Here is a 19743-nt window from a genome sequence, read left to right on the forward strand (position 1 = left end):
GTGGGGGACTGACTAGGGTGACGAATCGGGACAAACGTCACACGAGAGGGCTTCGTCATGGCTGCGCTACCCGAGGGAACGCCCTGCTGGGCCGACGCGATGTTCGCCGATCCGGAGGGCGCCAAGGCGTTCTACGCCGACGTGCTCGGCTGGACCTTCGGCGAGTCCTCCAGCGAGTACGGCAACTACACGCAGGCCTACTCCGACGGCAAGGCGGTCGCCGCGATCGTCCCGCCGATGCCGGACCAGGGCGGCGAGGTGACCTCCGCCTGGTGCCTCTACCTCGCCTCGCCCGACGCCGCCACCACCGCCGAGAGGATCCGCGGCCACGGCGGCGAGGTGCTGATGGGCCCGATGACGGTCGGCGAGTTCGGCTCGATGGTGATCGCCAAGGACCCGGCGGGCGTCGTCTTCGGCGTCTGGCAGGCCGGGACCCACGAGGGCTTCGAGAAGCAGGGCGCGCCGGGCGCGTACACCTGGGCCGAGGTGATCACCCGCGACGGGGCCGCCGCGGACGGCTTCTTCCCCGCCGTCTTCCCGTACACGGTGAAGCGGATGGAGTCCGAGCAGGTCGACTACAAGATCTACGACGTCCGGGAGCAGCCGGTGCTGGGCCGGATGCAGGCGGGCCCCGACGACCTGCCGCCCCAGGCGCCGAACTACCTCAGCGTGTACTTCGCGGTGGACGACTGCGACGCGACCGTCGCCAGGATCACCGAGCGCGGCGGGAAGCTGCACTTCGGCCCGATGGACAGCCCGTTCGGCCGGTTCGCGGCCGTCGGCGACCCGCAGGGGGCCGCGTTCGGCGTGATCGACCTCGGGAGGACGTCGGGGGACATGCCGGTGACGGTGCCGGAGTGACCTCCGGCGGCACCGCCCTCCACGGCGAGCGGGCGGACCTGCTGCGGGCGCTGGACAGGCACCGGGGCTTCCTGCGGTACACCGTCCGCGACCTCACCGACGAGCAGGCCGCCCGGCGCACCACGGTCAGCGAGCTGTGCCTCGGCGGGCTGATCAAGCACGTCAGCGGGACGGAGGCGCGCTGGATGCGGTTCGCCGTCGACGGCGCGGCGGCGATGGAGGCCGAGCCGGTCGACTGGGCCGGGCAGTTCCGGATGACCGGGGACGAGACCCTGGCCGGGCTGCTCGCCGCCTACGAGCGGGTGGCCGCCGAGACGGACGCGTTGGTGGCGGGCCTGCCGGACCTCGACCTGGCGCACGCGCTGCCGGTGGCGCCGTGGTTCGAGCCGGGGGCCGCCTGGTCGGTGCGGCGGGTGCTGCTGCACGTCATCGCGGAGACGGCGCAGCACGCGGGCCACGCCGACATCATCCGGGAGGCGCTGGACGGCGCGAAGACGATGGGCTGAGCGGGCGGGGGAGTCCCAGGGGGCTCGGCGGCTCGGTGGTTCGGCGGCTCGGCGGCTCGGCGGCTCGGTGGCTCAGAGCGCGACGCCGAGCAGCTCGCGCAGCGCGCTCTCGCCGTCCGGGGTCACCCGCAGGGCGCGGCCGGAGCCGATCCGTTCGACCCAGGCGCGGTCCAGCGCCGTCCGGCAGAGCGCCGCCCCGAACGCGCCGCCCAGGTGGCTGCGCCGCTCCGTCCAGTCCAGGCAGGTGCGGACCACCGGGCGGCCGCCGGAGCGTCCGGCCCGGGGCGGCAGCTCCACCCCCAGCTCGGCCAGCCAGGACCGGCCGCGCCCGGTGAGCGCCGGACCGTCCTCGTCCGCCACCAGGCCGCGGGCGAGCACGGCGTCGCGGACGGCCACGCCGAGGCGCCCGGCCAGGTGGTCGTAGCAGGTGCGGGCCCGGGCCTCGGCGCTGGTGCGGGTGGCCTCGCGCAGCGAACCGGGGGCGGCGGGCGACGGCGGCCGGTCCGCCGGCCCGGCGGGGACCGGGAAGGACGCGAGGTCCTCGATCAGGGTGGCGACCTCAGGGCCGGCCAGCCGGACGTACCGGTGACGGCCCTGGCGCTCCTCGGCCAGCAGGCCGCCGGCGATCAGCCGGGACAGGTGCTCGCTCGCCGTGGACGGCGCCACGCGGGCGTGTCGGGCCAGCTCACCGGCGGTCCAGGCGCGGCCGTCGAGCAGGGCCATGCAGAACGCGGCGCGGGTCGGGTCGGCGAGCAGACCGGCGAGGTGGGCGAGGGTCATGCCTCCATGGTGCCGCGGACACGGTTCGGCGGGGGCCGAAACGTTCCGGTCCTAGCGTGGGGCGCATGGCCGATCCCACCGCTTCCACCCCCACCGTCGACGTCTCCTTCGCCCGGTACGAGGACGTCACCGCCGCGCTCGCCGATCCGGCGCTGGTGCCGCCGCCCGCCGAGTCCGGGCCGGTCGGCGGCCTGGCCTGGCTGCGGGCCGCGGTGGCCCGGTTCAGCGCGGGCGAGCGGCACGCCGTCCGGCGGGCGTACGTCGAGGCGGACCTCGCCGGGCTGGACCCGGACGCGCTGCGGTCGGCGGCGGCGGCCGGGTTCGAGGCGGACGTGCGGCTGCGGACGGTCCGGGTGCTCGCGCAGGCGCTCGGGCTGGCGGAGCCGGAGGCGGTGGCCCGGGCGGTCGGGGTGGTGGCGCGGTCGTACTTCGTGGAGCGGCCCGAGGACCCGGAGGCCGATGCGGCGGTGGCCTGGCTGCTGCCGCGCATGGGGGCGGCGCGGACGGGGCAGGGGGCGCGCACGGGCACGGAAGCCGGGGACGCGGCGCGGGCCGCCCACCGGATCGGGCTGCTCGTCCAGGCCTGCGACGCCACCGCCACCCTGGTGGAGCACGCGCGGGCGGCCGGCGCGGGGGCCGGGGATCCGGTCGCCGCCGCGCTGCGCCACGACCCGCCGGTGCGCACGATGCGCCGCCTCGCCGTCCGGCCGACCGAGGTGGGCGGGGTGCCCGTCCCGGCCGGGGCGCAGGTGCTGCTCGACGTCGCGGCCGCCCAGGCGGACCGTCCCGACCTGCCGCCGCTGACCTTCGGCGCCCCGCCGAGGCTCTGCCCGGGCCGGACGCACGCGCTCGCCATCGCGGCGGGCATCCTGCACGGTGCCTCCGCCGGGCCGGCGGGGGAGGGGGCCGGGGCCGCTCCGGCCACCGACGACCGGGACCCCGTCGGGCTGGTGCCCGCCATGGTCGAGCACGTCCTCGCGCTCGCCGCGACGTGGACCGGCTGGGACGGCCGCCCGGCCACCGCCGACGGCCGCACCTACACCCCGCACAAGGCGATTCGCCGGGTCACCGACCATCTCCTCGACCACCTGGCGGAGTTGGAGGCCCGGCTGGCCGGCGAGCCGACCCGGCCCGACCACTGGCACGCCTCCGCGACCACCACCCCCGCCGACCTCGCGCCGTTCACCGCGGCCGACCTGGACGAGGCCCGCAGCCGGCTCACCCGGCTGGCCCGGATCTGGGCCGTCCGGCTCGGCGCGCTCACCCCCGAGCAACTCGACCACTCGCCGGGAACGGGCTGGTCGTTCCGTCAACTCGCCTTCCACGCCGCCGAGTCCGCGTACTACGCGAACGCCGTCGGCGATCTCCGTCCGCACGAGAGGACCACCGCCCGATGAGCACCGCCCCGCACGAGCACTCCTCGTACGAGCACTCCCCGCGCGAGCACCGGCCGCACGAGTACCGTCCGCTCGACACCCCGTTCGCCGCCCTGCACCGCCGGCCGGGCGAGCCGCTGCTGCTGCCCAACGCCTGGGACCACGCCTCCGCCGCCGTCCTCGCCGAGCAGGGCTTCGACGCCATCGGCACCACCAGCCTCGGTGTCGCGGCGGCGGCCGGACTGCCCGACGGCGCGGCGGCGACCCGCGACGAGACGCTCCGGCTGGCCGGCCGCCTCGGCCGCTCCGGGCGGTACCTGCTCTCGGTCGACGTGGAGAACGGCTTCAGCGACGACCCGGGCGAAGTCGCCGCGTTCGCCGTCGAGTTGGCGGAGGCCGGAGTCGTCGGCATCAACCTGGAGGACGGCCGTCCGGACGGCACGCTCACCCCGGCCGCCGTGCACGCCGCCAAGATCGCCGCGATCAAGGCCGCCGCTCCGGCCCTGTTCGTCAACGCCCGCACCGACACCCACTGGCTCTCCCTGCCCGACCCCGTGCAGGAGACCGACCGCCGCCTCGCGGCCTACCAACTGGCGGGCGCCGACGGCCTGTTCGTCCCCGGCCTCACCGACCGGGGGGCGATCGAGCGGCTCTGCGGCTCCCTCGCCCTCCCGCTGAACATCCTCTACACCCCGACCGGTCCCACCCTCCCCGAACTCGCGGCCCTGGGCGTCGCCCGGGTCAGCCTCGGCTCCTACCTCTACCGCACCGCCCTCGCCGCGGCCGTCTCCACCGCGCTCGCCGTCCGCGCCGGCGCGCCGGGCCCCGCCGGACCGGTGGACACCCCCGCCTACGCCACCGTCCAGGCCCTGTACGCCGACGGGCGGTAGGCGGGCAGGCCCCGGGCGGCAGGCGCCCGGGAGCGGGGCCCGGGCCGCCGTCACCCGGTCAGGTAGCGGCGGCCCGGGATCTGCTCGAAGATCAGGTTGGTCCGGGTCTGCGCCACCGCGGGGTGGGTGGTGAGGTGGTCCACGACGAAGTCGCGCAGCTCCTCCGGGCCGGCCACGCCGACGTGCAGCAGGTAGTCGTCGGACCCGGCCATGTGGAACACCGCCAGAACGCCCGGCAGGTCGGGGGCGGTGCTCCGGAAGCTCTCGATCCGCTCGCGGGTGTGCGCCCGGAGCCGGACCGAGATCATCGCCTGCAGGGGCAGCCCGATGGCAGCGGGGTCTATCTCCGTCCGGAAGGCGCGGACGATGCCGCGCTCGCGCAGCGCGCGCACCCGCGCCAGACAGGTCGACGGGGCGATGCCCACGGCCTCGGCGAGCGCGTTGTTGGGCGTGCGGGCGTTCTCGGCGAGGACGCGCAGGATCGCGCGGTCGGTGTCGTCGATGGGCGCCCGGTGGGCCTGCGGAAAATTCGGCACGCCGCTCAGCGTCCCGGACCGCGCCGCAGATCCGCAAGGCAGGCGCGGCCGATTCCGAATCTTCTGCGGAAGGCTTTCGCCGGGGCAGCGGAAAGTTCCATCCTGGCGGGCGAGCGGCCACGGCCGTCCGCCGCCGTCGGTCCCCGCCCGCCGTCGGCCCCCGTCTGCCGTCAGCCCCCGCCTGTCCCCAGCGAACCCGGAGCGCCGCACCCATGAGCCCCACCACCGCCCCCGCCGCCGCCCCGGTCCACATCGACGCGGCGCCGGAGAACGGGGACTTCGCGATACCCGCCGAGGGGCTCACCGACGGCGAGCGGCTGCGCGCCCTCGACCGGATGGACGGGTACCTGACGCGCAAGCGCCGGCACCTGGTCGGCTACCAGGCCACCCAGGAGCTCGCGGGCAGCGCCCTCGACCTCGCCCGCTTCATGCTCAGCAACATCAACAACCTCGGCGACCCGTTCCAGAGCGGCGGCTACAAGCCGAACACCAAGGTCGTCGAGCGCGCCGTGCTCGACTACTACGCGCGCCTCTGGCACGCCGGGCGCCCGTACGACCCGGCCGACCCCGAGTCGTACTGGGGCTACATGCTGTCCATGGGCTCGACCGAGGGCAACATGTACGCCCTCTGGAACGCCCGCGACTACCTGAGCCGCCCCGGCGCGCCCCGCCCGGTGGCGTTCTACTCGGAGGACACCCACTACTCCTTCGCCAAGGCCGTCCGGGTGCTGGGCGTCGACACCTTCCACGCGGTCGGCACGGCGGACTACCCGGACGAGTGCCCGCTCGGCGGCGACTGGCCCGCCGAGGTGCCCTCGCTGCCCGGCCCGTCCGGCACCTCCTGGGACGGGCCCGGCGCCGTCGACGTGGACGCGCTGGCGGTGCTGGTGGAGTTCTTCGCGGCGAAGGGCCACCCGGTCTTCGTCAACTTCAACCTCGGAAGCACGTTCAAGGGCGCCCACGACGACGTCCGCGGCGCGTGCGAGCGGCTGCTGCCGGTCTTCGAGCGGCACGGCCTGCTGCCGGGCGCGGACGCCCGCGACGGCGGGCGCCGGCGCTTCTGGATCCACGTCGACGGCGCGCTCGGCGCCGGGTACGCGCCGTTCCTGCGGATGGCCGCCGAGGACCCGGCGGCGTACGGCTGGGCACCGGAACCCGGCGCCGGCGCACCGGAGTTCGACTTCGGCCTCACCCTGCCGAGCCGGACCGCCGGCGAGGTCGACATGGTCGCGTCGATCGCGATGAGCGGCCACAAGTGGGCCGGGGTGCCGTGGCCGTGCGGCGTCTTCATGACGAAGACCAAGTACCAGCTCGAACCGCCGACCCAGCCCGAGTACATCGGCGCCCCGGACAGCACCTTCGCCGGCTCCCGCAACGGCTTCTCGCCGCTGGTGCTCTGGGACCACCTCTCCCGGCACTCCTACCGGGACCAGGTCGACCGGATCCGCCGGTCCCAGGAGCTGGCCGCCCACCTGGAGCGCCGGCTCCACGAGCTGGAGGCGGAGACCGGCGCGCAGCTCTGGCCGGCCCGCACCCCCGGCGCGATCACCGTACGGTTCCGCAAGCCCAGCGCCGACCTGGTCGCCAAGTGGTCGCTGTCCTGCGAGAACGTCCTGACCACGCCCGGGGACCCGGCGAGCCTGCGCGGCTACGCGCACGTCTTCCTGATGCCCTCGGTGGACCGCGCGAAGCTGGACGCCCTGCTCGCCGACCTCGCCCGGGACCCGGTCGTCCTCTCCGCCCCTGCCTCCGCCCCCGTCCCCGCCCCTGCCTCCGCCCCTGCCTCCGCCTGACCGGCGCGCCGCGGGGCGGGTGGGGCGGGTGGGGCCGGCCGGGGATTATTCGGTGGCACGGGCGTCGGAGGCGTTGTTACGCTCGCCGCTCCGCCTGCCCGCCACTGCTACGGCCCCGTGCCTCCGAGAGGGTGTCTTGATGTCCCGGACCGCGCCGAGTGCGCCTCGCCACACCGCCTGACGAACGTCGTCGAGGCCGCTCGGCCTGCTCTTGCTGTCATCGTTGACCTCCAGCAAGGAGCACCCCGGGTGTCCAGCACCACCAACCCACGCAACACCCTGCAGACCGCCACCTTCGCCTGCGCCTGGTGCGGCCTGACCGTGTCCACGTTCGCCGGTGACGGCGCGCGGAGGAACCACTGCCCGTCCTGCCTGCACTCGCAGCACGTCCTCGACCACGTCGAGGGCGGTCCGAGCGCGTGCCACGGGCGGATGTCGCCGATCGCCATCGCCGTGCTGCGCACCGGCGACTGGATGGTCGTCCACCGCTGCGTGCGCTGCGACGAGTTGACGTCCAACCCGGTCTGCCGGGACGACAATCAGCTCATCCTGATGCGCATCGCCGTCCGGCCGCTGGCCCAGCCGCCGTTCCCGCTCGAAGCGTTCGGCTCCCTCTGAACCGCCGCGGAAGAGGGAGGAACGACCGTGCCACGACATCGGAACACCGGTGAAGGCCGTCGCCGGCAACGCCCCAAGGACGTCCTGCACGCCGGGGGCGGGCACCGGGCGAACGACTTCCGGTGCGTCGGCTGCCGGCTGGACGTCCCGGTGGACGCCCCCGGCACCGTCCACCGCAATCACTGCCCCAACTGCCTGGCCAGCCTCCACGTCGACCGCCGCGTCCCCGGTGACCGCGCCGCCGACTGCCGGGGCCGGATGGAGCCGCTGGGCATGTCCGCCCGCCCGGACGGCGAGTGGATGATCGTCCACCAGTGCCTGTCCTGCGGGGAGCTGAGCACCAACCGGATCGCCGGCGACGACAACCCGTTGCCGCTGCTCCGGCTCGCGCTCCGGCCGTTGCGGGACGCGGACTTCGCCCGTCGCACGCTGTTCAGCCTGTGACCCCGCCGGCCTGGTCACCGCCCCCCGCACGGGCGGTGACCAGGCCGGACTCGTAGGCCGCGATGACCGCCTGCGCGCGGTCGCGCACGTCGAGCTTGCCGAACAGGCTGGTGATGTGGTTCTTCACCGTGGACTGGCTGATGTCCATGGCCCGGGCGATGCCGGGGTTGTCGAGGCCGGTGGCCATCAGCCGCCACACCTCCACCTCGCGCGGCGTGAGCTCCCCCGTGGCGACGGCGGGCGGCGACGGGGCACCGAGCGGAGCCCGGACGTAGGTGGAGATCAGCCGGGTGAGCAGCCGCGGGGCGACCACCGCCTCCCCGGTGTGGACGGTGCGGATCGCCGCCCCCAGGTCCTCCGGCGAGACGTCCTTGGGCAGGAACCCGTGCGCGCCGGCCCGCAGCGCGGCCACCACGTACTCGTCCATGTCGAAGGTGCTGAGCGCCAGGACCCGGCACTCCGGCAGGGTGCGGGCCAGTTCCTCGGTCGCGGCGACCCCGTCCAGGACGGGCATCCGGATGTCCATCACCACGACGTCGGGGCGCAGCCGGTGGGCGAGCGCGACGGCCTGCTCCCCGTCCTCGGCCTCGCCGACCACGTCGAAGGCCGGGTCCGGCGAGAGGATCAGCGACAGACCGCGCCGCACCAGCGGCTGGTCGTCCACGATGAGGACCCGGATCCCGGGCCCGGCGGCCGTCACCGGGGCACCGCCGCTCCGTGCTGGACCGCCGCCTCGGACGTCTCCTCCGCCGCCAGCGGCAGTTCGGCCAGCACGGTGAAGCCGCCCTCCGGCCGGGGCCCGGCCTCCAGGGTGCCGCCGTGCAGGGCGACCCGCTCGCGCATGCCAACCAGGCCGTAGCCGCCCCGGCCCGGACCGGGTTCGGGGCCCCGGGGCGGCGCGCCCCCGCCGTCGTCGCGCACCTCGACGGTGATCCCGTCCGCGCGGTACGCCAGCAGGACGCGGGCGCGGGCCGGCCCCGCGTACTTGCGGGCGTTGGTGAGGCCCTCCTGGACGATCCGGAACACCGTCAGCCCGAGCGTCGGCGGCAGCGGCCGCGGGGAGCCGTGCACCTCGAAGTCGGTCGGCAGCCCCGCGCGGCGGGACTCCTCGACCAGCCGGCCGAGGTCGTCCGCTCCGGGCTGGGGCGAGGCCGGGACGGCGTCCGGCACGTCGTCGGCCCGCAGGACGTTCAGCAGCTGGCGCATCTCGCGCAGCGCGAGGCGCCCGGAGGACTCCAGGGTGACCAGGGCGTCCCGGACCACCTCCGGGTTGCCGAGGTTGGCGCGGGCGCCGCCGGCCATCAGCTGCATGGTGGTGATGTGGTGGGCCACGATGTCGTGCAACTCCCGGGCGATGCGGCGGCGTTCCTCGGCCACGGCGCGGTCGGCCAGCAGCTTGCGGTTGGCGTCCACCTCGCGCTGCCAGCGGGCGACGGCGAGGCCGGCGCCGGCCACCAGGGCGGAGGAGGAGACGCCGGCGATGAGCCCCTCCCAGGTGGGCGGGCGGAAGCCGCTCTGGGCCAGCATCGTCGTCACCGCCGTCGCTGCGGCGGCGCCGGTGGCGAGCGGCCAGGGGCGGTAGCGGGCGGCCGCGTACAGCGCGACCGTCAGGACGGCGCCGAAGCGGGTGCCCATCGGGGTCGTCAGGTCGATCACGGCCTGGAGCGGCAGGACGACGGCGAGCGCCAGCAGCGGGTGGTGGCGTCGGGCGAGCAGGGGCACGCCCGACAGCGCGAGGAGCACGAAGCTCGGCACGCCCACGGCGGGGGCGTCCGACACCTGGCTGACGAGCAGGTGGGCGAGCAGGTCCAGGGTGCTGGTGACGACGGCCATCAGCGCGTCGGCCTGGGTCCACGGCAGGCCGTCGGCGCGCTTCCGCGGCTTCTCCGGCTTCCGCAGGTTCTCCGGTTCCCGCAGCTTCCGCAGCTTCCGCGGCTTCTCCGGCTTCCGCGGCGTCTCCGGGTCCTCGGCTGCCCGGGGGCCCCGTGGGTGCCGCGGCACCTCGTCCACGGCTGTCCCGTGGCGCTGACGCCCGTCCATCCCGTCCCTCGCCCTCCCGGCCGACCAGCGCTGATGGTCCCATTCTGGCATCCGGCCACCCGGCCCCGGATGCTCCCTCCGGCCGAGGGCGGGCGGCCGGACCAGGAGCACGGTCCCGGTTCCGGGCCGGTGGGGGACCAGGAGCCCCGGTGCGGATCGTCCGCTGCCCGGACGCCCGGCACCCCCCTCACCTGATGGTCTGGGAACAGGCCGGGAACCCCCGGCGACAAGGCCGACGTTCGCGTCCATCAGCCGGAGGGCACCGTGATCCGCGCACTGACCGGATTCTCCACCAGGAACGCGTGGAAGGTCATCGTCCTATGGGCGGTGCTGGGGCTCGGGCTGAGCGCGCTGGGCCCGCTGCTGCTCAACCGGGTCACGCAGTCCCAGACCGGCGACTTCCTGCCGAAGAGCTACGACTCGGCCGCCGCCCTGCGGATCGCCGAGGAGCAGTTCGGGGTGAAGCCCGACGCCACCACGATCACCGTGCTCGTCGCCCGGAGCGACGGCAAGGCGCTCACCGAGGGCGACCAGCGGCGGATCGAGGCCGAGGCGGCGGAACTCGGCAAGCGCCGGGTCGTCATGCCCAGGTCGGAGGACGAGCCGGCCTTCCTCAAGCCCGACCGCTCGCAGACCCCCCGGGTGGCCCCGGCGATGACGGCGCCCGACCGGAGCTTCGAACTGCTCTCCGTCGAACTGACCGGCAACGCCGTGGACGAGGGCGTCCAGGAGGTCTACCGGACCTTCCGGGACTCCGCCCGCGCGAAGTTCGCCGACGTCGGGATGCGCACCGGGTTCACCGGCGGCCTGGCCGAGGCCGCCGACAGCGCCGACGACAACCGGACCGCCGCGCTCATCGGCAGCAGCCTGGTCGTCGTGCTGATCGTCCTGCTCAACGTGCTGGTGTTCCGCAGCGTGCTCGCGGCCGTGCTGCCGCTGCTCGCGGTCGCCATGATCGGCGGCGTCGCCGGCGGAGCGGTGGCCGGGGCGGCGGCGCTCACCGGACTGCGGCTGGACTCCTCCACCCCGAGCCTGATCTCCGTGGTCCTGCTCGGCATCGGCGTCGACTACCTGCTGTTCCTGCTCTTCCGGTTCCGCGAGCACCTGCGCTCCCGGCCCGACCAGCCCGCCCGCGAGGCGGCCGCCGAGGTCTCCGCCCGGGTGGGCACCGCGATCACCTCCGCCGCGCTGACCATCGTCGCCGCCTTCGCCACCCTGGGCGTGGCGACCTTCGGACAGTTCCGCTCGCTCGGCCCGGCGATCGCCGTCGCCGTCCTGATCATGCTGCTGGGCAGCCTCACCCTGATGCCGGCCCTGCTCGCCGCCTGCGGCCGCAGGATGTTCTGGCCCTCCCGCAGCCTGGAGCGCGAACCGGGCGTCGGCACGGCCGCCCGCTACGGCGCCTTCGTCGCCCGTCGCCCGGTGGTCCTGCTGCTCGCCTCCGTCGCGCTGCTCGGCGCCCTCGCCGCCGGGATGACCGGGATCCGGATGGACTACGGCCAGGGCGGCGGCTCCGGGACGGCGGCCTCGGCCACCGCCGCGGAGATCTCCCGGGCCCTGCCGGCGGGTGTGTCCGACCCGACCACCGTCTACGTCACCGCGCAGGACGGCGGCACCCTGGACCCCGCCCGGCTCGGCGGCCTCTCCCAGGCCCTCGCGAAGGTCGAGGGCGTCGGCCAGGTGGGCGGCACCGTCCTGAACGAGGACCGCCGCGCCGCCCGGATCGACCTCTTCCTCACCGCCGACCCGCAGAGCGCCCGTGCCCGCGAGCTGGCCTCCGGCCCGGTCCGCGCCGCCGTGGCCGCCCACACCCCCGCCGGGACCAGCGCCCACGTCGGCGGCACGGCGGCGGTCTTCGCCGACGTCTCCGCCGCCGTCGACCACGACCTGACGATCGTCTTCCCGGTCGCCGCCGCCCTGATCGCCCTGATCCTGCTGCTCCTGCTGCGCAGCGTGCTCGCCCCGGTGGTGCTGATGCTCGCCGTCGGGCTCGGCTTCGCCGCCACCCTGGGCGCCGCCACCCTGCTGTTCCAGCACGTGCTGGACGAGCCCGGCGTCAACTTCACCCTCCCGCTGGTGCTGTTCCTGTTCGTGGTGGCCCTGGGCACCGACTACAACATCCTCATCACCGACCGGATCCGCGAGGAGATGCACCGCCCCGGCCCGGCCCGCTCCGCGGTGGCCCGCGCCGTCCGCCACACCGCACCCGCCGTCGCCACCGCGGGCCTGGTCCTGGCCGGCTCCTTCGCGACCCTCGCCACCACCCCCGGCAGCGCCCAGATCGCCTTCGCCCTGACGCTCGGCATCCTCCTGTCCGCCGTCGTCCTCTCCCTCGGCCTGGTCCCCGCCCTGGCGGCGCTCCTCGGCCGCTCCCTCTGGTGGCCGCTCCGCCCCACCCCGGCCCCCGCCCCCCTTCCCGCTCCCACCCCCACCTACTACGCCCCCACCCCCTGACCGGGCGCCCGCCTGCCCCGGGCGCCCTCGGAGGCCCGGCCCCCACCCCGGGGGGCCGGGCCTCCGGCCTGTGCCGCCGGTGCTCAGCCGCCGCCGTAGGTGGCCTGGGTGACGGCGAAGACGTTGCGGCCGCCCGTGGTCTCCTGCAGCGACCACAGCAGGTCGGGGTCGGTGGCGTCCTCCCAGTAGGAGAGGCTCTCGCCGCCGCCGACCCAGGCGAAGGTGGACGGGCCCGCGGCCGGGGTCCAGTAGTAGAGCTTCTTCTGCCCGGAGGAGTTGAACCACCACCGGCCGTTGTGGGACGCCGTGCCGTTGAGGTTGTACCAGGGCAGTTGGAGCGCCTGGCCGGCGGTCGTCGTCGCGGCGAACGTCGTCGTTCCGGGGGCGAAGGGGAAGCGGACGGCCCTCGGCGGGCGGTTGGGGTAGCCGGTGCAGCCGGACTGGCAGGTGTACTCCGCCATCACGATCGACTTGCTGACCCGGTCGAGGGAGATCGACGACCACACCAGGTTGGTGCCGGAGGTCGTCCGCGAGGTGACGGTGCCGGTCTGGGGCAGCACGTAGGCGTAGTTGTGCGCGTAGTAGGAGCCGTCGGGCTGGCGGCCGATCTGGTCCGCGGTGCCGCCGGAGTCGGTGTTGAGGATCTTGCGCAGGTCGAAGACGCGCATGCCGCGCCCGGTGTCGGCGACGTAGAGGTGGTCGCCGTACCAGGAGACACCGCCGGCGTGGATCGGGATGTCCTTGAAGTCCGGCGCCGCCGCCGTGCCGGTCGGCTCCACCAGGAGGATCTTGCGGTAGGTGTTGGGGTAGGTGGCGTCCCAGTCGACCAGGGTGATCCGGCTGCGCTGCTGGGCGCCGTCGCAGCCGTCCTTGGTGTACCAGCTCACCAGCACGAGCTGGTGGCCGTCGTAGTTGCCGCCGTCCGCCGTCCCCACGGCGTCCCGGCTCGTCGTGATGCCCTGCGGATAGCTCTGGCAGTCGGAGTTGTCGCCGTCGTCGAACCGGAACCCGGTGGACAGGCCGGCGACGGAGAACGACGCGGGGAGCGCCTGCCGGGCGTGGTTGGCGTTCTCCATCACCGTGTGCACGGCCGAGGTCCCCAGCGCCGTGACGAGGGCCGAGTCGAGCGCGTCGAACTGGTGGTAGTCCGCCGTGAGCGTGTACTCGGACGCGGGCAGGGCGGTCGGCGCCGGGGCGGCCGCGGCCGGCGGCGCACCGACGAGCGCGCCGGTGACCAGCAGGCAGGCGGAGAGTACCGCGCGTGCCGCTGTTCTGACATGACCGATCATCAAGGGGCCTCTCCACGCGAACGGATCGAGCAGCCGCTCACGCTAGGGCCGTTTTGAGCATGTCCGCAACATCTTGTGGAGGGCCGGCCACCGGATTCCCGGTGTCCGCTCCATGGCGAGCCGGTGCGCCCGGCGGATCACGTCCCGGCGGCCCAGTGGTCCCGGCGGCCCAGTGGTCCGGGTGGTCCCGGTGGTCCGTCGCGCCGTCGCGCCGTCGAGCCGTCGAGCCGTCGAGCAGGATTCGAGAAGCGCGGCCCGGGGAGCCGCGTCTAGCCTGCGAGGCATGGAGATCACCATTCACACGACCGTCCTCCCGCACGACGACCCGGACGCGTCGCTCGCCTTCTACCGTGACGTCCTCGGCTTCGAGGTCCGCAGCGACGTGGGGCAGGGCCGGATGCGGTGGATCACGGTCGGCCCGGCCGGGCAGCCCGGCACGTCGATCCTTCTGGCGCCGCCCGCCGCCGATCCCGGCATCACCGAGGACGAGCGGCGCATGATCACCGAGATGATGGCCAAGGGCACGTACGGCTGGATCCTGCTGGCCACCCCGGACCTCGACGGCACGTTCGAGAAGGTGCAGGCCGGTGACACCGAGGTCGTCCAGGAGCCGACCGAGCAGCCGTACGGCGTCCGCGACTGCGCCTTCCGCGACCCCGCGGGCAACCTGGTCCGCATCCAGGAGGTCCGGGGGGCGGGCGCTCGTGTGTCCGCCTGAATGGCGGCGCGCACGGATCCAGGCCCAGCGCCTGGACGATCTCGCGCGGCTGCGCCGGGTCCGCGACCGGATCGACCGGGAGTACGCGCAGCCGCTGAACGTGGAGGCGCTCGCCCGCGAGGTGCACATGTCCGCCGGGCACCTGAGCCGGCAGTTCCGTGCGGCGTACGGCGACTCGCCCTACGCGTACCTGATGACGCGTCGCATCGAGCGGGCGACGGCGCTGCTGCGGCGGGGCGACCTCAGCGTCACCGAGGTCTGCTTCTCCGTCGGCTGCGCGTCGCTGGGCACGTTCACCACTCGCTTCACGGAGCTGGTCGGCATGTCCCCCGGGGCCTTCCGGCGCCGGGCGGCCGAGGCCGCGGCGCTCACGGTGGAGGGGATGCCGGCGTGTGTCGCGAAGCAGGTCACGAGACCGGTCAGGAATCGAGAAGTCCCGGACACCGGTCGGCCCCTAGCGTGATGGTCATCCACCCCACACGTCCCACAGATGCAGACGGAGAGACGACATGAAGGCGCACGTGAGTTCGATCCTGCTGGGTGTCCGCGACATGGAGGCCGCCAAGCGATTCTACACCGAGGGGCTCGGCTGGACGATCCGGAACGACTACGGCATCTCGGTCTTCTTCGCGTCGGACGGCGCCTCGCCCGTCGGCTTCTACGGCCGCGAGGGCCTTGCCGACCTGGTGGGCACGAGCGCGGAGGGCAGCGGCTTCAGCGGACTGGTCCTCACCTACGTCGTCCGCAGCGAGGCGCGCGTCGACGAGGTGATGGCGGAGGCCGCGAAGGCGGGCGCCACGATCCTCAAGCCCGCCGGCGCCCTGCCGTGGGGCGGGTACGGCGGCACCTTCGCCGACCCGGACGGCTACGTCTGGAGCCTCGGCTACAGCGCCCAGGGGACCGACCAGCCCTACGCGGAGTAGCGGAGCGGAGCCCCGGGAGCGGGCGGAGCAGGAGACACCGAAGGCCCCGACCGCACCGCAGCCGGGGCCGTACGGCGGGACCGGGTCCGATCCGGGCGGGGACACACATGCCGGCGATATGCCGCGCTGCCTGGGCTCCAGGTATGCGCGTGCTGATCGTGGCTCGGCATCTGGCTGCGTGCCAGTGGGGCTCAGGGCTACTCGCGAGGGAGCGCGAGGAAGCCGCTACTGTCGTGGAGGGCAAGTGGGCCGCTCTGCTATGGCGCGGCAGCGATGAGTTGCCTTGAGTGCGCGACAACCACCACGCCGGCGGCGGCTAGCTCTGTCTCCTTTCCCTGGCTTGTCAGTTGGTGGGGACGCCAGCAGCGCCACCAGCCTCTACGTCCCGGGCGAGCGGACGGCGGACACCCCGCGTCCTCCAGCCGATCGGCCCGGCCGGGCCCCGGAAGTGACCGTCCTCGAATCGGCTCGGTGGATCCTGGCTCAGCGGTAGCGTTCTAGGAGGGCGTTGCCGATCGAGGCCAGGTGGGCCCGCACGGTCGGAGGGCCGGTCACCTCAAGCCATTCGACGAGCCCGGCGAGCTCGCCGGCGAGGGTGTGCTCGTCGCGGCCGCGGATGACGACCTCGACGCGGCCGTCGGTCGCGGTGCCTCCCACTTCGAGTCGATCGCCGAGTCCGATCCGGAGTATGCCGATGCCGTGGGGTGTGCAGAGGGCCTGGACCTCCAGGGGCGTTCGCCTGCGTTCGACCTCGTCGGCCATCTCGCGCCAGCTCCCGGCGAGGTCGAAGTCCTCGGGCCGGTCCACCGGATCGTCGGTCGGGTCGGCGGACGCCACGCGGTCGATCCGGAAGGTCCGTCGGCCGGTCTCGGTATGGGCGACGAGGTACCAGGCCGGGCCTTTGGCGACGATGCCCAGCGGGTGGACGGTTCTCCTCGTTTCGGTGCCTCTGCCGTCGACGTAGCCGAGCCGCACCTGGACGCCGCGGATCACCGCGTCCTGGAGTGCGTCGAGGAAGCGGGGCGGTGGGTGCTCGACCCGGGTCGCCCCCCATTGCCGCGGGTCCGTCACGAGTGACGCCGCCGCCGCTTCGGCCTGCACGCGGAACGGCTCCGGCAGGGCATGGACGAGCTTGCGCAGAGCCGCTTTCACCGCCGGTGTCGCGGCCGAGGCCGGGCCGGCGACCAGGAACAGGGCGCGGGCCTCACCCGCGGTCAACCCCGACAGGTCGGTGCGGGCGCCGCCCACCAGGCGCCAGCCCCCGCCTCGTCCTTGCGTGGAGTACACGGGCACCCCGGCCATGGCCAGGGCGTCGAGGTCGCGGCGGGCGGTGCGCTCGGAGACCTCCAGCTCCCGGGCGACCTCCGCAGCCGTCACCTGCCCGCGCCGTTGCAGCAACAGGAGGATGGCCACCAGCCGGTCGGTCCGCACGCCGAGGAATCTCTCACACAAACCGGTCATGAGGTGACCGGTTTCGGGCGGCAGGGTGGCGACATGACCTCAACCGATTTCCCCGAGCCCACCCTCGTCCCGGTCAACGGTGTGGAACTCGAAGTCTTCGAAATGGGCCGAGAGAACGCGGGAAGGCCCATCGTGCTCTGCCACGGATGGCCGGAGCACGCCTTCTCCTGGCGTCACCAGATGCCCGCCCTCGCCGCGGCCGGCTACCACGTCATCGCCCCGAACCAGCGGGGTTACGGGCGCTCGTCCCGCCCGGTCGAAGTGACGGACTACGACATCGCACACCTGACGGGCGACCTCGTCGCGCTCCTCGACCACTACGGCTACGAAGACGCCGCCTTCGTCGGCCATGACTGGGGCGCGTTCGTCGTCTGGGGCCTGGCCCTCCTGCACCCCGACCGCGTGAACAAGGTGATCAACCTGAGCCTGCCGTACCAGGAGCGCGGAGAGAAGCCCTGGATCGAGTCCATGGAAGCCGCGCTCGGCGGCGACTTCTACTTCGTCCACTTCAACCGGCAGCCGGGCGTCGCGGACGCCGTCTTCGACGACAACGCCTTCCAGTTCCTCCGAAACCTGTACCGGAAGAACGAGCCCCCCGCGGAGCCCCGGCCGGGCATGGCGCTGATCGATCTCGCCAGAGCGGAAGCACCGCGCGGAGAGCCCGTCATGAGTGACGGCGAACTGGCCGTCCTCGTCTCCGCCTTCGAAACCTCCGGGTTCACCGGCACCATCAACTGGTACAGGAACCTCGACCGCAACTGGCACCTGCTGGCGGACGCGGACCCGGTCGTCCACCAGCCCGCCCTCATGATCTACGGAGACCGGGACCTGGTCGCGAGGGCCGAGAACCTGGCGAAGTTCGTCCCCGACGTGGAAGTGGTCAGCCTGGACTGCGGCCACTGGATCCAGCAGGAGAAGCCCGAGGAAACGAACCGAGTGATCACGGAGTGGCTGGAACATCAGGACCGGCCGAGCAAGCGGGCCGGCTGAGCCTGGCCCCGGCCGATCCAGACGCCACCCGGATCGCTCCTCGATCCCGGCCGATACGAGCGCGGGGCCGACGAGCGGCGGCCTGGTCTTGCCGTGCTCGGCTTCGTCCAAGGCTGCAGGACACGGCAACTGAAGCCAGGAAACGACGAAGGCCCGGGCCGCGTGATGCGGTCCGGGCCTTCTGCCGGCGGAGGATACGAGATTCGAACTCGTGAGGGGTTGCCCCCAACACGCTTTCCAAGCGTGCGCCCTAGGCCTCTAGGCGAATCCTCCGAGGGAGAGCTTAGTACATGTTTTGGGGTGGTCGCGACCACGTATGTCGCAGGTCGGGGGAGGGGGTGGCCTGGGGATGCGCGGGTGGGGGTGGTGGTGGAGGGGTGGGGCCGGGATCCGGTACTGTGGGGGGCAGCCCCTCGTGTGGCGTCATCTCTCTGAACCCCCCCAGGGCCGGAAGGCAGCAAGGGTAGGAGGGCTCTGGCGGGTGCGCGAGGGGTCTTTGCGTTCTCGGGGCCGGGCCGGGGGAGGCCGCGTTTGTCGGTCCGTCCCGATATCGTCGGGGGTGTGTCCCTAGCCCTGTACCGCCGCTACCGCCCCGAGACCTTCGCGGAGGTCATCGGGCAGGAGCACGTGACCGCTCCGCTCCAGCAGGCCCTGCGCAACAACAGGGTCAACCACGCCTACCTCTTCAGCGGCCCGCGCGGCTGCGGCAAGACGACGAGCGCGCGCATCCTGGCCCGCTGTCTGAACTGCGAGCAGGGGCCGACGCCGACGCCGTGCGGCGAGTGCCAGTCGTGCCGGGACCTCGCCACGGGCGGGCCCGGGTCGATCGACGTGATCGAGATCGACGCGGCCTCGCACGGTGGTGTGGACGACGCGCGCGAGCTGCGGGAGCGGGCGTTCTTCGCGCCGGTGCACAGCCGGTACAAGATCTTCATCCTGGACGAGGCGCACATGGTGACCTCGGCCGGCTTCAACGCGCTGCTGAAGGTGGTGGAGGAGCCGCCGGAGCACCTCAAGTTCATCTTCGCGACCACGGAGCCGGAGAAGGTGATCGGGACGATCCGGTCCCGGACGCACCACTACCCGTTCCGGCTGGTGCCGCCCGGCACGCTGCGCGACTACCTGGCGGAGGTGTGCGGCCGGGAGGGGATCCAGGTCGAGGACTCGGTGTTCCCGCTGGTGGTGCGCGCGGGGGCCGGGTCGGTGCGTGACTCGATGTCGGTGATGGACCAGCTGCTGGCCGGCGCGAGCGAGGGCGGCGTCACGTACCAGATGGCCACCGCGCTGCTCGGGTACACGGACTCGGCGCTGCTGGACGAGGTGGTGGACGCGTTCGCCGCGCACGACGGGGCGACGGTGTTCCAGGTGATCGACCGGGTGGTCGAGGGCGGGCACGATCCGCGGCGGTTCGTGACGGACCTGCTGGAGCGGCTGCGCGACCTGGTGATCCTCGCCACAGTGCCGGACGCGGGGGAGAAGGGGCTGATCGACGCCCCGGCGGACCGGGTCGCGGTGATGCAGGCGCAGGCGGACGCCTTCGGGGCGGCCGAGCTGAGCCGGGCGGCGGACCTCGTCAACACCGGGCTGACGGAGATGCGCGGCAACGCGGCGCCCCGGCTGCAGCTTGAGCTGATCTGTGCCCGGGTGATGCTGCCGGGCGCGTACAGCGACGAGCTGTCGTTGCAGGCGCGGTTGGACAAGCTGGAGCGCAGGGCCGCAGCCAGCGGGATGACCGGTGGAGTGGTCGGGGGGATGGCGGCGGCGGTCGCCCCGGCGGTCCCCCCGGCGGTCATGCCGGCGGTCGCACCGCCGGTGGTGATGCCAGAGGTGGCACAGGTGGCGCAGGCGGCGCCGCAGCCGGTGGCTCAGGTGCAGCCGGCCCCGGCGGCCCCCGCGCCGGCACCCGCCCCCGCGCAGCCGGCCGGGCCGGCGCCCGGGGCCTGGCCGATCAAGCGGAGCTTCCCGCCCGCCGGGGAGGCGCCCGCGCCCGCCCCGGCCGCGGCCCCCGCCCCCGCGCCGGCGGCGGCCGCCGACCGCGGGGCCGGGGGCGGGGGGGGGGGGGGC

19 protein-coding genes, 1 tRNA gene and 1 other RNA gene are annotated in these 19743 nt (G+C 74.1%); 14 read left to right on the top strand and 7 right to left on the bottom strand.

From position 1 onward, the window contains the following. Positions 1-57: 57 nt before the first annotated feature. The gene (locus tag ACFVVL_RS32465) at positions 58-861 is read left to right on the top strand and encodes a VOC family protein (protein WP_387681601.1); all 804 of its coding nucleotides are present in this window, start codon (positions 58-60) and stop codon (positions 859-861) included. Continuing rightward, positions 858-1367: a DinB family protein gene (locus ACFVVL_RS32470; protein ID WP_380291090.1), complete on the top strand. Its 510-nt coding sequence runs from the start codon at positions 858-860 to the stop codon at positions 1365-1367. The genes ACFVVL_RS32465 and ACFVVL_RS32470 overlap by 4 nt, the downstream gene beginning before the upstream one ends. A 72-nt stretch (positions 1368-1439) precedes the next feature. Here the strand turns inward: ACFVVL_RS32470 and ACFVVL_RS32475 are convergent, their stop codons facing one another. Next, the gene (locus tag ACFVVL_RS32475) at positions 1440-2147 is read right to left on the bottom strand and encodes an ArsR/SmtB family transcription factor (protein ID WP_380291092.1); all 708 of its coding nucleotides are present in this window, start codon (positions 2145-2147) and stop codon (positions 1440-1442) included. A 959-nt stretch (positions 2148-3106) separates the two neighbouring features. On the opposite strand from ACFVVL_RS32475, the gene ACFVVL_RS32480 reads away from it, so the two are divergent. Further along, positions 3107-3544 carry a hypothetical protein gene (locus ACFVVL_RS32480; RefSeq protein WP_380291146.1) on the top strand — a complete coding sequence of 146 codons (438 nt, stop codon included), beginning with the start codon at positions 3107-3109 and terminating at the stop codon, positions 3542-3544. After that, the gene (locus ACFVVL_RS32485; RefSeq protein WP_387681605.1) at positions 3541-4413 is read left to right on the top strand and encodes an isocitrate lyase/phosphoenolpyruvate mutase family protein; all 873 of its coding nucleotides are present in this window, start codon (positions 3541-3543) and stop codon (positions 4411-4413) included. Before ACFVVL_RS32480 ends, ACFVVL_RS32485 begins: the two co-directional genes overlap by 4 nt. Positions 4414-4463: 50 nt before the next feature. On the opposite strand, the gene ACFVVL_RS32490 is transcribed toward ACFVVL_RS32485, so the two are convergent. Then, positions 4464-4949 carry an Lrp/AsnC family transcriptional regulator gene (locus ACFVVL_RS32490; RefSeq protein ID WP_380291096.1) on the bottom strand — a complete coding sequence of 162 codons (486 nt, stop codon included), beginning with the start codon at positions 4947-4949 and terminating at the stop codon, positions 4464-4466. A gap of 212 nt (positions 4950-5161) precedes the next feature. On the opposite strand from ACFVVL_RS32490, the gene ACFVVL_RS32495 reads away from it, so the two are divergent. The 3 genes from ACFVVL_RS32495 (at position 5162) to ACFVVL_RS32505 (ending at position 7804) form a co-directional block, all read left to right on the top strand. Beyond that, positions 5162-6742: a histidine decarboxylase gene (locus ACFVVL_RS32495; RefSeq protein ID WP_387681608.1), complete on the top strand. Its 1581-nt coding sequence runs from the start codon at positions 5162-5164 to the stop codon at positions 6740-6742. Positions 6743-6991: 249 nt separating this feature from the next. Continuing rightward, the gene (locus ACFVVL_RS32500) at positions 6992-7360 is read left to right on the top strand and encodes an RNHCP domain-containing protein (protein ID WP_380291100.1); all 369 of its coding nucleotides are present in this window, start codon (positions 6992-6994) and stop codon (positions 7358-7360) included. 27 nt (positions 7361-7387) lie between these two features. Next, on the top strand, positions 7388-7804 hold the full coding sequence (locus ACFVVL_RS32505) for an RNHCP domain-containing protein (RefSeq protein ID WP_380291102.1): 417 nt from the start codon (positions 7388-7390) through the stop codon (positions 7802-7804). Here ACFVVL_RS32505 and ACFVVL_RS32510 read toward each other — a convergent pair. Together ACFVVL_RS32510 and ACFVVL_RS32515 are read right to left on the bottom strand one after the other, a co-directional pair. Beyond that, on the bottom strand, positions 7794-8504 hold the full coding sequence (locus ACFVVL_RS32510; protein ID WP_387681612.1) for a response regulator: 711 nt from the start codon (positions 8502-8504) through the stop codon (positions 7794-7796). The two genes, ACFVVL_RS32505 and ACFVVL_RS32510, sit on opposite strands and share 11 nt — an antisense overlap. Continuing rightward, on the bottom strand, positions 8501-9844 hold the full coding sequence (locus ACFVVL_RS32515; protein WP_387681615.1) for a sensor histidine kinase: 1344 nt from the start codon (positions 9842-9844) through the stop codon (positions 8501-8503). Before ACFVVL_RS32515 ends, ACFVVL_RS32510 begins: the two co-directional genes overlap by 4 nt. Positions 9845-10108: 264 nt before the next feature. On the opposite strand from ACFVVL_RS32515, the gene ACFVVL_RS32520 reads away from it, so the two are divergent. Then, positions 10109-12298, top strand: coding sequence for an MMPL family transporter (locus tag ACFVVL_RS32520; RefSeq protein ID WP_387681618.1), 2190 nt, complete (start codon positions 10109-10111; stop codon positions 12296-12298). An 83-nt stretch (positions 12299-12381) separates the two neighbouring features. Here ACFVVL_RS32520 and ACFVVL_RS32525 read toward each other — a convergent pair whose 3' ends face one another. Then, on the bottom strand, positions 12382-13587 hold the full coding sequence (locus ACFVVL_RS32525) for a hypothetical protein (protein ID WP_387681621.1): 1206 nt from the start codon (positions 13585-13587) through the stop codon (positions 12382-12384). Positions 13588-13870: 283 nt separating this feature from the next. On the opposite strand from ACFVVL_RS32525, the gene ACFVVL_RS32530 reads away from it, so the two are divergent. The 3 genes from ACFVVL_RS32530 to ACFVVL_RS32540 are packed head-to-tail and all read left to right on the top strand — an operon-like array spanning position 13871 to position 15228. After that, on the top strand, positions 13871-14305 hold the full coding sequence (locus tag ACFVVL_RS32530; protein ID WP_380291112.1) for a VOC family protein: 435 nt from the start codon (positions 13871-13873) through the stop codon (positions 14303-14305). Further along, positions 14292-14768, top strand: coding sequence for a helix-turn-helix transcriptional regulator (locus ACFVVL_RS32535; RefSeq protein ID WP_380291114.1), 477 nt, complete (start codon positions 14292-14294; stop codon positions 14766-14768). The genes ACFVVL_RS32530 and ACFVVL_RS32535 overlap by 14 nt, the downstream gene beginning before the upstream one ends. Before the next feature lie 46 nt (positions 14769-14814). Next, positions 14815-15228 (top strand): VOC family protein, encoded by a 414-nt coding sequence (locus ACFVVL_RS32540; protein ID WP_380291116.1) that lies wholly within the window; start codon positions 14815-14817, stop codon positions 15226-15228. A 483-nt stretch (positions 15229-15711) separates the two neighbouring features. Here the strand turns inward: ACFVVL_RS32540 and ACFVVL_RS32545 are convergent, their stop codons facing one another. Then, positions 15712-16659: a helix-turn-helix transcriptional regulator gene (locus ACFVVL_RS32545; protein WP_387681624.1), complete on the bottom strand. Its 948-nt coding sequence runs from the start codon at positions 16657-16659 to the stop codon at positions 15712-15714. Between the two features lie 63 nt (positions 16660-16722). Between ACFVVL_RS32545 and ACFVVL_RS32550 the strand changes: the two genes are divergently transcribed. Beyond that, positions 16723-17679, top strand: a complete 957-nt coding sequence (locus ACFVVL_RS32550) for an alpha/beta fold hydrolase (RefSeq protein ID WP_387681626.1) — start codon at positions 16723-16725, stop codon at positions 17677-17679. Positions 17680-17867: 188 nt separating this feature from the next. Here ACFVVL_RS32550 and ACFVVL_RS32555 read toward each other — a convergent pair. Next, positions 17868-17952: transfer RNA gene (locus ACFVVL_RS32555), tRNA-Ser, on the bottom strand. Positions 17953-18086: 134 nt separating this feature from the next. Here ACFVVL_RS32555 and ffs point away from each other — a divergent pair. Next, an RNA gene (gene ffs / locus ACFVVL_RS32560) (signal recognition particle sRNA small type) lies at positions 18087-18177 on the top strand. Positions 18178-18240: 63 nt separating this feature from the next. Then, positions 18241-19743: DNA polymerase III subunit gamma and tau (locus ACFVVL_RS32565; RefSeq protein WP_387681629.1), on the top strand; the 1503-nt coding region annotated here is incomplete at its 3' end.

This window comes from Kitasatospora sp. NPDC058115 (genome assembly GCF_042884635.1).
In the GTDB taxonomy this organism is placed as follows: Bacteria; Actinomycetota; Actinomycetes; order Streptomycetales; family Streptomycetaceae; genus Kitasatospora.

What these genes read in the sequence shown, in the direction of transcription:
- ACFVVL_RS32465 (WP_387681601.1), top strand. Translation starts at nt 58, where the DNA reads ATGGCTGCGCTACCCGAGGGAACGCCCTGCTGGGCCGACGCGATGTTC.
- ACFVVL_RS32530 (WP_380291112.1), top strand. Translation starts at nt 13,871, where the DNA reads ATGGAGATCACCATTCACACGACCGTCCTCCCGCACGACGACCCGGAC.
- ACFVVL_RS32495 (WP_387681608.1), top strand. Translation starts at nt 5,162, where the DNA reads ATGAGCCCCACCACCGCCCCCGCCGCCGCCCCGGTCCACATCGACGCG.
- ACFVVL_RS32515 (WP_387681615.1), bottom strand. Translation starts at nt 9,844, where the DNA reads ATGGACGGGCGTCAGCGCCACGGGACAGCCGTGGACGAGGTGCCGCGG.
- ACFVVL_RS32525 (WP_387681621.1), bottom strand. Translation starts at nt 13,587, where the DNA reads ATGATCGGTCATGTCAGAACAGCGGCACGCGCGGTACTCTCCGCCTGC.
- ACFVVL_RS32540 (WP_380291116.1), top strand. Translation starts at nt 14,815, where the DNA reads ATGAAGGCGCACGTGAGTTCGATCCTGCTGGGTGTCCGCGACATGGAG.
- ACFVVL_RS32480 (WP_380291146.1), top strand. Translation starts at nt 3,107, where the DNA reads ATGGTCGAGCACGTCCTCGCGCTCGCCGCGACGTGGACCGGCTGGGAC.
- ACFVVL_RS32485 (WP_387681605.1), top strand. Translation starts at nt 3,541, where the DNA reads ATGAGCACCGCCCCGCACGAGCACTCCTCGTACGAGCACTCCCCGCGC.
- ACFVVL_RS32550 (WP_387681626.1), top strand. Translation starts at nt 16,723, where the DNA reads ATGACCTCAACCGATTTCCCCGAGCCCACCCTCGTCCCGGTCAACGGT.
- ACFVVL_RS32475 (WP_380291092.1), bottom strand. Translation starts at nt 2,147, where the DNA reads ATGACCCTCGCCCACCTCGCCGGTCTGCTCGCCGACCCGACCCGCGCC.